Annotated in this window: 13 protein-coding genes; 5 read left to right on the top strand and 8 right to left on the bottom strand. The window is 40.5% G+C overall.

Annotated elements, in window-relative coordinates; all coding sequences use genetic code 11:
- From KOLE_RS02775 to KOLE_RS02765, 3 genes are all read right to left on the bottom strand, one after another.
- Positions 1-1,446 carry an Rne/Rng family ribonuclease gene (locus tag KOLE_RS02775; protein WP_012745048.1) on the bottom strand — a complete coding sequence of 482 codons (1,446 nt, stop codon included), beginning with the start codon at positions 1,444-1,446 and terminating at the stop codon, positions 1-3.
- 70 nt (positions 1,447-1,516) lie between these two features.
- Positions 1,517-2,053 (bottom strand): ribosome hibernation-promoting factor, HPF/YfiA family, encoded by a 537-nt coding sequence (gene hpf, locus KOLE_RS02770; RefSeq protein WP_012745047.1) that lies wholly within the window; start codon positions 2,051-2,053, stop codon positions 1,517-1,519.
- Positions 2,054-2,180: 127 nt separating this feature from the next.
- Positions 2,181-2,654, bottom strand: a complete 474-nt coding sequence (locus KOLE_RS02765; RefSeq protein WP_012745046.1) for an NUDIX domain-containing protein — start codon at positions 2,652-2,654, stop codon at positions 2,181-2,183.
- 257 nt (positions 2,655-2,911) lie between these two features.
- On the opposite strand from KOLE_RS02765, the gene KOLE_RS02760 reads away from it, so the two are divergent.
- The 4 genes from KOLE_RS02760 (at position 2,912) to KOLE_RS02745 (ending at position 4,924) form a co-directional block, all read left to right on the top strand.
- Entirely contained in the window at positions 2,912-3,190 is a 279-nt protein-coding gene (locus KOLE_RS02760; protein ID WP_148207972.1) for an inorganic phosphate transporter, read from the top strand.
- An 84-nt stretch (positions 3,191-3,274) separates the two neighbouring features.
- Entirely contained in the window at positions 3,275-3,655 is a 381-nt protein-coding gene (locus tag KOLE_RS02755; protein WP_012744961.1) for a hypothetical protein, read from the top strand.
- Positions 3,639-4,241, top strand: a complete 603-nt coding sequence (locus KOLE_RS02750) for a transposase (protein WP_012744960.1) — start codon at positions 3,639-3,641, stop codon at positions 4,239-4,241. The genes KOLE_RS02755 and KOLE_RS02750 overlap by 17 nt, the downstream gene beginning before the upstream one ends.
- On the top strand, positions 4,232-4,924 hold the full coding sequence (locus KOLE_RS02745) for an inorganic phosphate transporter (protein ID WP_083763177.1): 693 nt from the start codon (positions 4,232-4,234) through the stop codon (positions 4,922-4,924). Before KOLE_RS02750 ends, KOLE_RS02745 begins: the two co-directional genes overlap by 10 nt.
- Before the next feature lie 35 nt (positions 4,925-4,959).
- Here KOLE_RS02745 and KOLE_RS02740 read toward each other — a convergent pair whose 3' ends face one another.
- Positions 4,960-5,610, bottom strand: coding sequence for a TIGR00153 family protein (locus KOLE_RS02740; RefSeq protein ID WP_012745043.1), 651 nt, complete (start codon positions 5,608-5,610; stop codon positions 4,960-4,962).
- A gap of 342 nt (positions 5,611-5,952) precedes the next feature.
- On the opposite strand from KOLE_RS02740, the gene KOLE_RS02735 reads away from it, so the two are divergent.
- Positions 5,953-7,434 (top strand): GGDEF domain-containing protein, encoded by a 1,482-nt coding sequence (locus tag KOLE_RS02735; RefSeq protein WP_012745042.1) that lies wholly within the window; start codon positions 5,953-5,955, stop codon positions 7,432-7,434.
- A 387-nt stretch (positions 7,435-7,821) separates the two neighbouring features.
- Here KOLE_RS02735 and yihA read toward each other — a convergent pair whose 3' ends face one another.
- The 4 genes from yihA to glpK are packed head-to-tail and all read right to left on the bottom strand — an operon-like array spanning position 7,822 to position 12,677.
- The gene (gene yihA / locus KOLE_RS02730; RefSeq protein ID WP_012745041.1) at positions 7,822-8,394 is read right to left on the bottom strand and encodes a ribosome biogenesis GTP-binding protein YihA/YsxC; all 573 of its coding nucleotides are present in this window, start codon (positions 8,392-8,394) and stop codon (positions 7,822-7,824) included.
- Positions 8,375-10,750 (bottom strand): endopeptidase La, encoded by a 2,376-nt coding sequence (gene lon, locus KOLE_RS02725; protein WP_012745040.1) that lies wholly within the window; start codon positions 10,748-10,750, stop codon positions 8,375-8,377. Before lon ends, yihA begins: the two co-directional genes overlap by 20 nt.
- On the bottom strand, positions 10,750-11,259 hold the full coding sequence (tsaE, locus tag KOLE_RS02720; protein ID WP_012745039.1) for a tRNA (adenosine(37)-N6)-threonylcarbamoyltransferase complex ATPase subunit type 1 TsaE: 510 nt from the start codon (positions 11,257-11,259) through the stop codon (positions 10,750-10,752). Before tsaE ends, lon begins: the two co-directional genes overlap by 1 nt.
- On the bottom strand, positions 11,217-12,677 hold the full coding sequence (gene glpK, locus KOLE_RS02715; protein WP_012745038.1) for a glycerol kinase GlpK: 1,461 nt from the start codon (positions 12,675-12,677) through the stop codon (positions 11,217-11,219). Before glpK ends, tsaE begins: the two co-directional genes overlap by 43 nt.
- Between the last annotated feature and the right edge of the window lie 24 nt (positions 12,678-12,701).

Below are 12,701 nucleotides of genomic sequence, written 5' to 3'. Positions count from 1 at the left end.
CTATTTTTTTGACTTTGCTTCTGACTTTGTACTTCCTTTAATATCGTAAGTCGCTGGGACTGGCCAGGTGAAGGACACTTTAATTTCTCTCTTGAATTGCTTACTCAACTGCTTTTGTACCTCAGGTGTGAGTATTCCAGAAAGATTTTGATATACCTGCACGGTAGCTGATTTGATTTTCTTGTCTTTGAACAATCTCTGTAAGTCGCTTACGAGCCGTTGGTAAGTAATTTTTGGTGACTCTATTTGACCAGTTCCACGACATATAGGGCATGTACTATATATTCTGGAATTTATAGTTGCTGTTGATCTCTTACGGGTCATTTCAAGAAGACCGAGTCTTGTAAATCCAAGGATCAGTGAATGCGCCTTGTCTTTTTTAAGTTCTTCAGAAAGCAGCGAGATAACCTTCTTTCTGTCAGCTTCACTTTTCATATCGATAAAGTCAATGACTATAATTCCACCAATGTTTCTCAAGCGTAGCTGTCGCGCTATCTCTACCGCGGCTTCAAGATTAGTGTTCAAAGACATTTCACTAACGTCACTGCCGTGAGTATTGCTGGCTGAGTTAACATCGATGACTGTCATTGCTTCTGTTTTATCTATGAATATATTTCCGCCATTTGGAAGTGGAACGACCCGTGTGTATAATACCTTCATCTTTTCGTATATTCCTTCATGTAGGAATGCGTCTTCTTCAACGTACCTTACAATCGGTTTAAACCCGCTTTTGAATTTGCTTATCCCTGCAACAACATCGTGCCAGAGATCTTCGCTATCGACGACTATTTCTTTTACATCTTCAGTTAGTCTCTCTCTAAGTATGTATTCAACAAGACTTGGTTCTTCATAGAGAATCTGGGGTTTTCTCGCCCTTCTGAATTTTTCGTTTATCTTTTTCCATATTGTTCTCAGGTTTTCCAGCTCTTCGCGAAGAGTATCTTCACCAACACCGTTAGCGGCTGTTCTGAAGATAATCCCTTCATCATTCTCTATTATTCCTTTAGCGATGGAGATGAGCCTTTCACGTTCTGCCTGGTCGGTTATTTTTTTCGATATTCCTACGTGTTTGGAAAAGGGCATATAAACGAGACATCTTCCTGGTATACTGATTTTCAGTGTTAGTTGTGGACCTTTGGAACCTATTGGATCTTTTTTAACCTGGACTAGGACTTTTTTTCCTTTTTCAAGTTTTTGGTTATTTCTGGTATCTTTGAATCTAAGGAAGCCGTTTTTCCCGATTCCGATATTAACAAAAGCTGCTTCCAAACTTGGAACCACATTTTCTATCTTTCCAAGATAAATGTTTCCCATGTAACTTTCGTTGTCCATTTCTTCAAAAAAAACTTCCTGGATTTTACCTTCGTCAAGAATGGCGATCCTTACCTCATCTTCTAATGAGCTAAAAACGATAGCCTGCGTTCTTTTCTTTTTTGTGATCTCCATTCACCTCCACTTTATTTGTTTAAAACCAGGCCGCAAAAAGCGGCCTGATCAGGTAGTTCAAATTTTTTGATTATTCTGACATTTCTATTAAACCAACTGTACCATTTTTTCTTAAGTACAGAACGTTAACTTCATCAGTGTCTACGTTTCTAAATACAAAAAATGTATGACCAAGCATTTCCATTTGTAAGAGTGCTTCATCGATTTTCATAGGTTTTATAGAAAAACGCTTCGTACGGGTTATTTGAAGTCCTCTTTCTTCCTCATCAGGAACTTCCGGAATAGCCTCCAGGATCTCTTTAGCACTTGCTCTATGTCTCATTCTCGCTCTTTCTTTATAACGTTTAATCCTTCTTTCAAGGGTGTTTGCTATTGCTTCTACAACACCATAAAAGTCGTCGCCTCTTTCTTCTACTCTAACAACAAAACCGGGGAGATGACCGGTTATTTCTACTTTATAAAGCCCCCTTTCTTTCATGACTCTAACGTCCATTGAGGTGAAATGATCTTCATCAATTGCTCTGAAAACCTTGGCGAGTTTCTTATCAATGTGCTCCTTCATGGTATCAGTTACTGGTATGTCCTTGGCGTAGATGTTGTACTTCATAATAACCCTCCTTTCTTAAAATAAACGTTGAAGAACTGGATCTAATACGTTTGACTCGTTGAAGTTTGATACAGTTTCATCCTTCCACGATGTAGTTTCCCAATGTTAAGAAAAGCAAGAACGAGAACTATTTGTCCTTCTGGATTTCCTCCTTTTCGTAAAGAGCCTGAAAACCTATCTTTGGAAAATTTCTGTGATCTTCGAACAAAATTTGAGACAAAGCTTTAGGATAAACAGGAAGCTCCAGAAGTTCTTCAGGTTCTACCCACTTCATTCTTGTTAAAATCGGCATGCCGGGGTTGTCAGGGTCACTACCAAGTCTTGCTTCTCCATCCACGATAAAACATTCAAAAAACAGCTCGATCAGATGTTCTTTAACAAATTCCTGGACAAAGACGATCTGACCCACATCAACATCAAGGTGTGTTTCTTCTTTTAATTCGCGTTTTACAGCTTCAACAAGTGTTTCGTTCTCTTCTACGTGTCCTCCTGGAAAGCACCAGAAAGGGGGCCTGTTAGAGTGAGAGTGTTCCACAACAAGAACCTTCCCTTTATCAATAACTACTCCTCTAACACACGCATGATGTGTCATCTTGAACATTCGATCACCTCAATAAAAGTATAACATTACAACCATAAAAACAAACATCAGTTAACACTGTGCAGAAAGAAACAGAATAACTTGAAAAAACTTATAGATTCAAAGATGGTATTTTATCTGGCTTAAATAACTATTTTTGCCTCAAATCCTTTAGAATGGTTCATAACAACCGTTCGAGGGTGTGAAGAAAAATTCGAAGATATGATAAAATATGGCTTACAGGGTAATTTTCTTGGGCGAGGTGAAACGTTTTGGTGATGCTCATATACATATTGCCTTCACTTTTCTTAGGATGGTCGCTTGGCGCAAATGACGCAGCAAATGTTTTTGGGCCACCTGTGGTCAACGGAGTAATTCGTTTTAGAACAGCCACAATAGTGGCGTCTATTTTTGTTGTTTTAGGTGCCGTACTTCAGGGTTCGAAAGGTCTTTCTACAATTGGGGGGCTTACAGAGATAAATCTTGCAACATCAGCTGTCTCCATGTTTGCTGCTGCTTTAACGGTTACGATAATGACGTTTTTCGGTCTTCCTTAGGGTGTCACGAAAAAAAGCGGGCCTCCCAAGTTCCAATGGTGGTACCATTGAAATAGCCCAAAACAAGAAAGGAGGCCCAAATAAATGGTACCACAAGAACTCACAAAAAGCGATATTGTAAAGATTATTGAGCAGTTAGACAAGCTTTTGCCTTCTAACTTCGTTAACAAACAAGGCAGAGGTAGAAGAAAGGCTTATTCTGACAAGAGCATCTTGAAACTTTCCATTTTATTGAAGCTATGCGATGTCTCATATCGTGGGGCAAAGAACTTTTTAGAAAAGAATCCCAAATACATGGAACTCTTGGACTTGAAAAACATACCACCATTCCAGACTATATCCAGGAGAGTAAGAGAATTGCCTCTTCACAGGATAAACAAAGATGTTGTAAACCTCTTTTTGGATATAGAAGGACTTGAAAGGATTGAGTTGGTGGTGGATTCCTTTCGTGACCAAGACTTGTAAAACCCATACAGCACAAAGACGAAGAAGGACAGGGAAATACAAAGACCCCCAATCCAGTTGGACAAAGACGACAAAAGGCTGGGAATACGGAAGAAAGGTACATATGAGTTTGGATGCACAGAACCTATTGATTCAAGATTGGATGACAACGCCAGCAGCTGTACACGATTCGACGGTGGCAAAGGCACAAATAGATTCTGGCCAGGGATATAAGTATTTCCTCGCAGACAGCGCATATGATTCGCAACAGATATACCGTTATATATTCGATTGTAGTAGCATGATACCAGTAATAGACACAAACAAAAGGAAAGGTGTATCACTGGAAAAACAGTGTCAGGCTCGTTGGCTGGGCATTCAATTGAGGCAAATATATGCGGAGAAGTATAAAAACCGTTGGGAGATAGAGAGAACGATTAACATTCTACAAGAATATTTCAATCTGGAATACATTTGGTATGTGAGAAACAGGAATTATGATGCGGTATTGGGTTTGGCCATATTGGCATACAATCTTTGTGTTATGTTCAATATCTTGAACAGCCGTCCTCACAGAAAGGTGGCTGATATTATTGGCTGTTACTGATTTTTGAGACACCCTACGGTCTTCCTGTATCAACAACACAGGCGGTTGTTGGTGCTCTTACTGGTGCAGGCCTTTTGATAAACGGACATGTAGATGCTGGAAAACTCGTAAAAATTATGCTTTCGTGGGTTGGCACACCTTTTGGGGCCTTCGTGTTCGGTTTTGTCTTGTATATAATCTTGTCTTATCCTTTTAGGTTGATTAAAAACGTTAAAACACAGGATTTAACAATAAAAGTAGCAACCTGGATTTTCGGAGCCTATGCTTCGTATTCCCTGGGGGCAAATAACGTTGCTAACGTTACCGGGGCGCTCGTTGGAAGGTTGTTGAATATACAGCTTCTGGCTCTGATCGGTGGACTTTCGATAGCCTTCGGGATTTTAACGTTCAGCAGAAGGGTAATGTTAACGGTTGGAAAGAGCATAGTCGAACTTGACTATTTTTCCTCTTTGGTAGTTGTTCTGGGCTCGGCTTTAACGGTGTGGATATACGCACTCATTGGTGTACCGGTGAGTTCTTCGCAAGCGATCGTTGGAGCTGTGATAGGTGCAGGATTCGCAAGAGGGACGCGCATAGGAAATACAAAGATGGTTATGCGCGTCGTATATGGTTGGGTTGGTACACCCATTATTAGCGGTTTGATGTGTGTAACGATGTTGGGAATTATAAGTGTTTTCTTGTGATTTGCTCACACGCTCGAGCGTGTGAGCCTTCTTTCTTAAACCTTGCGCTTCATTATAACGATCTGAACTCTATCAGAGGTGTCTTCAGTAAGATCGGCTATATCACCTATGTTTAGTATAAGTTCCTTGATCTGGAGTTTTTCCGCCAGAGACATATCTTTAAGCTTAAAAAGTGTGGAAATCATTACCTTTTCTTTCAAATCCTCTTCATGTTCAAACTTTTCGGTTTCCTCTATATATGCTTGAGCTTTATCCATATTGTCGAACATTTCTCTCAAAGACGTTGCAAGAGATTTGAAAGTTTTGATTACAAGGTTTACCTGTTCTTTCAGGTCCTTTCTGATCTCTAAAGGAGCTTCAACGTGTTGCATCCATATCAAATCTGCAACCGTTTGTATCTTGTTCATAATTTTGTCTGCACTTTCTATGATACCCAACAAATCACCGCGAAAATTGGGCAAAAAAGCGCCAGAGTACATTCCGTTTTCTGTGTCTCTTCTGATTACATCTGCTTCGTGTTCAATGTCACTTATCTTGTTTCTTATTTCCTCGACAAGATCCCAATCGTTATCTTCGTAAGCGTCAAAAAAGCGTTCAAGAAGGTCGATTCCTTCCTGTATTTTTTCGATGTGCTTAAAAAAACTGTTCAGAATTTCTTCTTCTTTTTTACCGAAGAACCAACCCACAAACTCACCTCCAACCAAATCTGCTATATTCCTCCAATCTAATTATAGTACATTTTTGTTATCTGAATTATATGTCAGCAATATCTCAACAATAACTTTTAGTAATAATTTTGGATTGTCGTGGTTTATGGAAACACTCAGAAAAATGCTCTCAATTCGGAAATTGATTTCTCTCATACGCAATTGGGTGTTTTTAAAAACACACGAAGTACCAGTAAACTCACTATTATCACCAATTGGATTTGCGCCCTAAATTCACAGTGTTTTGGCATTAATTTGCATTCATAAAATTTAGTCAAACGAACAAGTCTTAAATCCTAATCCTATAGAGGAAGGGTCGAAATGAAAATGAATGAGCTGAATAAATGCTTTTTAAAAAGTAAAAAAATCCAGATTTCAGTGCTGGTAGTTCTTATCTCTATTTTGATTATCAGTTCGATCATATGCTACTCTGTTGAATTCAGAACTAAATTGGATGAGTTCAAGCTTTCAGAAAAAAGTAAAGCTGAAAGTTTTTCAATGATTCTCGAAAAAACCCTGGAAAAAGAAATTGCAGAATTTAAGTTTTTTGCAGGATTACTTGATTTGAAAATTCTTGACGAAGAAAGAGTGAAGCAGTTATTAATTGCGTTTACTGATTCTAGATTTGAAGATGATCCTGGAGCCAAAGTTTACATAGTTGATAATTCCGGAAAGGTATTACAAAAACATGCTCAGATATATTGCAAAAAAATCGAGGAAATCATACAGGAGTTGATATCCACAAATGCTATAAGTGAATCAACAGAAACGGTTATTGATTTTATTTATATCAGTCCCTTAAATTTTGAAGAAAAACTTTGGATAACTTTTGGAGCACCGCTTTACAATGGAAAAGATAAAGTGGGTACGATTTTTCTTTTGCATTCGGAAGATTGGTTAAGAAAAGTGTTCAGGAATTTTTTGAGGAACAACGATCTGGTCTTTGGAGTTTTCTCAAAGAATTCAGAAGTTTCTTTTCGTAATTTATACACTGACATACTAGTGCCAATTATCCCAAAGGAAGATATATTAAGAAATGGACAAACCCAATGGTTAAGCACTGAAGGGATATGGACTTTAAGCACAATTAAAATAGACAATCTTCTTGAAAATAGAATGATAGGTATCTTGACCTTATATCCTGACGCAGAAATCAAAAGAGGGCAGCTAGTAGTTCTTAAACGTATATTTGTTTATGATGTAGTTTTTCTTGCCATAATTATGATCGGATATGTGATGGCCTCCATCCAACTCAAAGCATTAAAGGAGTTTAAAAATTTGGAGATTAAACAATCTCAAATAGTAAGAGATCCAATTACAGGATTACTGGAACGCAAAGAATTCTTGAAAACCCTTGACTACATGATTGAGTTTTCTGAGAAAGAAAACAAAAAATTGGCGCTAATTTTTCTCGACATCGATGACTTTACCTCGGTAAATCAGCTTCTTGGTCCGGTTCTTGCTGATAACGTTTTAAAAAGATTTGGGGAGCGTTTGAGGAGAGTTCTCAGAAAAGACGATATTATCGGTAGAGTTGGAGGAGATGAATTCGGAATAATCGCATTGGTTTCAGAAGAAGAAGATGTCGTGAAATTGATCGATAAGATCACCGTTTCTATTAAGGACCCCATCGAGCTTGGAAAATTCAAACTCTTTCTGAATGCGACATCAGGAATAGCCATGTTTCCAAAAGATGGACACAATCCGGACGTTTTAATGACTAAAGCATTTGAGGCTTTGAGGATCGCTAAATCCTCCGATACCAAAAAGAAGTACAGGTTTTTTGGTGTATTAAATGGTTAATAACATAGGTTGTAGGTTGTACGGAAAAATCGAGAACCGAGAGCCCGAAAGAATCAAGAGAGCCGCTGCGCGGCAGATACGAATCCCTTCGGGATTGTCACGAACTCCTGCGGAGTTGTTTCGAACCACTTTGTGGTTGTTACGAACTGCTGTGCAGTGATAAAAGCCGTTGTTGGTTGTACGTTGTGCGTTGTGCGTCTCTTTTTCTAAACCCTAGACCCCAGACCCTATACCCGCTTTTGTTTTTTTCCACCGAAGGTGCGTACCAACCGTGAAGCGGTTCGCACCCCCAGCGCAGCTGGGCTTACCCTTGGCGCAGCCAAGCTTACCCACGCGCCAGCGTGCTAACCCACGACGGAATCGTGCTTACCCCCGGCGTAGCCGGGCTCACGGTATCAAAATTTTCAACAGTTCGTTGAGCCCTCTCCTTGTTTTTGCAGAAAAGGGAATGATTGGTGGTGAGCCCCATAACTTTAATTCTTTCTCATAAATCTGGATCATCTTTTTCAATTCGTTTCCCGAAAGTTTGTCGGTTTTAGTCAAGACTACGATAAAAGGTATTGAATAATCTTTTATCCATTCGAGCATTTTGTAATCGTTTTTCTGCATAGGATGCCTTGAATCCATTAGGATTGTGACAAGGTTCAGGTTATCACGGGTAGAAAAATAGTCTTCTATCAGTTCTTTCCATCTTGCAAGTTCTTGTTTGGATGCACTTGCAAAACCGTAACCTGGAAGGTCCACGAAGTAATACTTTGAATTGACCAGATAGAAGTTTATAGATCTGGTTTTCCCGGGTTTGGAACTTGTATGTGCTAATTTCCTCTGGAAAAGGGTATTTAGCAATGTAGATTTCCCGACGTTCGACCTTCCGGCAAAAGCAACTTCTCTTTTAACAGGCTCAGGGTAATCTCCGGGTTTGAATGCGGTTTTGACGAGTTCAACCTTTTTTATCAACATCCTTTACCAGAGCCTCCTCAATGACCTCTTTAACTGTTTCCACGAAGACAAATTTTAGCTTGTCTTTTATTTCATCTGGAACTTTCTCGAGATCTCTTTTGTTAGTTTCTGGAAGTATAACTGTTTTGATTCCCGCACGATAAGCTGCCATAAGCTTTTCTTTTAATCCGCCGATTGGTAAAACGCGCCCTCTCAGCGTTATTTCACCGGTCATAGCAACATCATGCTTTATTGGGGTTCCTGTTACGGCAGAAATGATAGCTGTCAACAGTGTTACTCCGGCGGAGGGACCATCTTTCGGAACCGCACCTTCCGGGACATGAATATGAAAATCGTTCGTTTCAAATACCTTAACGTATTTTTTGCCGTCGCACAGTTTTTTGGCAAGGCTGAGCGCTATCTGTGCCGATTCCTTCATAACATCACCGAGCTGTCCTGTGGTGATGAATTTCCCTTTTCCGGGGATAGGAAGCACCTCAATGTGCATTATTTCACCGCCAACAGCCGTCCATGCCAGACCTGTACAAACCCCAATTTCCGGACGCTTTCTTAAATCGCTTTCTTTATACTTCGGTATTCCAAGGTACTCCTCGATATTATTTTTGGTTACCTTCACGCTCTTCTGACCTTCAGAAAGTTTCAAGATTGCTCTCCTGATAATCTTAGAAAGATTTCTATCGAGGTTTCTCACACCAGCTTCTCTGGTGTACTCAGTTATTATCTTTTTTATAGCACCCTCGGTGATATTCACTTTTCGCTTCGTTATAGAATACTCTTCATAGAGTTTCGGGAGTATGTAATCCTTAGCGATATGAAGTTTCTCAGTATCGGTATATCCCGGTATCTCGATGATCTCCATACGATCTCTGAGTGCCGGTGGAATAGTATAGAGCACATTTGCAGTTGTTATGAAAAGAACCTTTGACAGATCAAAAGGAACCTCAAGATAATGATCTGTAAAGGTGTTGTTCTGTTCAGGATCGAGAACCTCCAGCAAAGCTGAAGCTGGATCTCCCTGGAAACTCACACCCAGTTTGTCGATCTCGTCCAGAACGATCACAGGATTCTTAGAATTCAATTTTCTTATCATCTGAATGATTCTACCCGGAAGGGCTCCAACGTAAGTACGGCGATGACCTCTAATTTCGGCCTCATCCCTCATACCACCTAGGGAGATCCTTCCAAATTTTCGCCCCATAGCCTCTGCAATGGATCTACCAAGAGATGTTTTTCCAACTCCCGGTGGTCCCACCAGGCATAGAATTGGTGCGCGAAGGTTCTTGGAAAAATTCCTTGCGGCTAGGAACTCAAGCACCCTTTCCTTGACATCCTCAAGACCATAATGATTTGCGTCGAGAGTTTTTCTAACAGCCTTTATATCGATGTGATCTTCTGTTTCCTCTGTCCATGGTAGATTTAGCAACCAATCAAGATAGGTTCTGATCACCGTAGCTTCAGCGGAGTATGGTGACATCTTTTCAAGCCTTGATATCTCCTGTTCGGCTTTGTCCCTAACCTCTTTTGGATAATTCCCTTTTTCGAGCTTTTCTTTTAGTTCCTTTATTTCGATGTCTTCTTCACCTTCGAGCTCTTCCTGTATAGCCTTCATTTTTTCACGGAGATAGTATTCTTTCTGGCTTTGCTCGATTTTCTCTTTTACTCTTCTATCAAGTTCTTCCTCAAGATTGAGTATTTCTACTTCCCGGGTTAAAATCTCGAGAAGCAGCTCTAATCTCTCCTTGGGCGATACAGCATCCAGGAGTTTTTGCTTTTCTTCAAGTGGCAACGGCAGGAGAGACGAGACAAAATCTGCGAATTTATCAGGATTAGCGGTATCTTCAAGCGCGACTATGGATTCATCCGGATATCGACGGCTCATGTTGACATACTTCATCGCCAGTTCTTTTACTTTTCGGATGAGGGCTTCAAGAACTTTCGTCCTTCGATATTTAGCTTTCAAAACCTCTATCTTAAAAACGAAAAGATTATCTTTTTCAACAACGTCAACTATCTTTGCACGCGCGAGACCTTCAACGAGGATCTTGTAATTGCCATCAGGCATTTTCATCAACTGCACGATACGTGCAACGGTTCCGACTTTATAGAGATCTTCCACAGTTGGGTTCTCAGTGGTTACGTCTTTTTGTGAAATTAAAAATATGAGCTGGTCGTATTTTGCTATCGACTCTTCAAGAGCTGTCAATGATTTATCTCTACCGACATATAACGGCATTACCAGTGAAGGGTAGATAAGCATGTTCGTTCGTGTGGCGATTGCAGGGAGAACATCCGGAATCTGCGCTTTCTTTTCAGGGTTCACCGCTGCCTTTTCCAGTAGCTGGAACTTCTGCGCCATTATTTCACCTCCTTGGTTTGTCTTTCCTTTTTGAAAAAGTCTTTCACCATTCTCTCTATCCATTTATAGGATCCGCTCAATTTCAATCTTCTTGTTTTTTCATCCTCATATTCCAGCTCGATCTTGAGAGCGTTCTTTCCAATGAATCCAGCCAAAAGCTCCGGCCACTCTACGGCAAGCACAGTTTCGGGGCCTAGAAGGCCTAAAAGATCCAGTTCCAATACCTCTGACGGATCACTTAATCTGTAAAGATCAGCATGAAGGAGCGTTAAATTCCTACCGACATACGTATTCACAATAGTAAACGTAGGGCTTCTGACATCATCGGGATCTATCCTGAGACCTTCAGCGAGCGCTTTAACAAAGGTAGTTTTTCCTGTTCCTAAATCACCCTTTAAGAGAAGAATTTCACCACCTTCAAGCCTTTTAGCAATCTCAAAAGCCAGGTGTCTTACAGCTTTTTCATTCATTCCGCCCAGTTCATAGAACGTTTTATCGCTTCTTTCCACTTTTTGTATTCATCCTCCAATTCTTTTCTCGTTGGGGTAAAAACGACTTCGCTTTTCCGTATTCCCGCGAGGGTTTCTTTATCCCATAAACCAACTGCGAGCCCGGCAAGCATGGCTGCTCCAAGTGCTGTGGTCTCCTTGACTATTGGTCTATCGACAGTTACACCTAATACTTTAGACTGAAGTTCCATCAAAAAGTTGTTCCTCGTAACGCCACCATCAACAAGGAGTCGATTGACCTTTATTCCTGTATCCCTTTCCATTATTTCCAGTATTTCTTTTGTTCTAAAAGCAATGTATTCTAACACAGCTCTGACTATATGTGCACGGGTTGCTCCTCTGGTTAAACCTATGATCAAGCCGCGGGCTTTAGAATCCCAGTATGGTGCACCGAGACCGGCAAGGGCACCAGAAAAATAGACACCGCCATTATCTTCAACACTGGTTGCCAATAACTCCGTTTCTTCGGGAGTGGAGATTATCTGCAAACCATCTTTCAGCCAGTTTATAAGGGCACCTGTTGTAAATATTGAGCCCTCGATTGCATAGACAATTTCATCGTTGATCTTCCAACCTACGGTGGTTAAAAGCCCTTCTCTCGAGAATCTTGGTTTATCTCCAGTGTTCATCAGGATGAAAGAACCGGTTCCGTAGGTACATTTTACGTCACCTACGTTAAAAGCGGTTTGCCCGAAAAGAGATGCTTGTTGATCTCCGGCAATGCCGGATATTACCGGGCCATATACAGAACGTATCAGCAGTTTTGAAGAATCAACAACCTTTGGCAAAAATTCTTTTTCGATACCGAAAAACTCGAGCAATTCTTCGTCCCATTTCAACTCGTTCAAGTTATAAAGCATGGTTCTGGAAGCGTTTGAGTGATCGGTTACATGTTGTCTGTCAGGTGTTAGATTCCAAATCAACCAGGAATCTATGGTACCAAATCTTAAAGTTCCTTTTTTCGCGGCTTTTCTAACTTCTGGAACATTTCTTAGCATCCATTCCATCTTTGTTGCCGAAAAATAAGGGTCAGGAAGCAAACCAGTTTTTGAATGTATAAAATTCCGATATTGTCTTTCCAGTTCTTTAGCCCTATCCGCTGTCCTTCTACATTGCCAGACAATGGCATTGTAGAGAGCTTTGCCCGTTTCGGCATCCCAGGCAACGATCGTTTCTCTCTGGTTGGTTATGCCTATCGCCTCAATGTCCTTAAAAGAGATCTTAGCGTCTTGAATTGCTTTTTCCACACAAGACATAACACTGAGAACTATCTCGTTTGGATCATGCTCCACCCAGCCAGGTTTCGGATAAATTTGTTTGAAAGGCTTTTGTGCGCTAGCAACTTGATAGAGATCCTCATCAAAGATAATAGCCCTTGAACTACTGGTCCCCTGATCAATTGCCAGGATGTACCCCATGAAAATCCCCCCTAACTTTTTTTA

It is taken from the genome of Kosmotoga olearia TBF 19.5.1 (genome assembly GCF_000023325.1).
Taxonomy (GTDB): domain Bacteria; phylum Thermotogota; class Thermotogae; order Petrotogales; family Kosmotogaceae; genus Kosmotoga; species Kosmotoga olearia.
This window is presented reverse-complemented; position numbering and strand designations above follow the sequence as displayed.

Coding starts and splice junctions, on each gene's coding strand:
- yihA (WP_012745041.1), bottom strand. CDS start 8,394: ATGTTGATAAAAAAGGTTGAACTCGTCAAAACCGCATTCAAACCCGGA.
- KOLE_RS02755 (WP_012744961.1), top strand. CDS start 3,275: ATGGTACCACAAGAACTCACAAAAAGCGATATTGTAAAGATTATTGAG.
- hpf (WP_012745047.1), bottom strand. CDS start 2,053: ATGAAGTACAACATCTACGCCAAGGACATACCAGTAACTGATACCATG.
- lon (WP_012745040.1), bottom strand. CDS start 10,750: ATGGCGCAGAAGTTCCAGCTACTGGAAAAGGCAGCGGTGAACCCTGAA.
- KOLE_RS02760 (WP_148207972.1), top strand. CDS start 2,912: ATGCTCATATACATATTGCCTTCACTTTTCTTAGGATGGTCGCTTGGC.
- KOLE_RS02765 (WP_012745046.1), bottom strand. CDS start 2,654: ATGTTCAAGATGACACATCATGCGTGTGTTAGAGGAGTAGTTATTGAT.
- glpK (WP_012745038.1), bottom strand. CDS start 12,677: ATGGGGTACATCCTGGCAATTGATCAGGGGACCAGTAGTTCAAGGGCT.
- KOLE_RS02775 (WP_012745048.1), bottom strand. CDS start 1,446: ATGGAGATCACAAAAAAGAAAAGAACGCAGGCTATCGTTTTTAGCTCA.
- KOLE_RS02735 (WP_012745042.1), top strand. CDS start 5,953: ATGAAAATGAATGAGCTGAATAAATGCTTTTTAAAAAGTAAAAAAATC.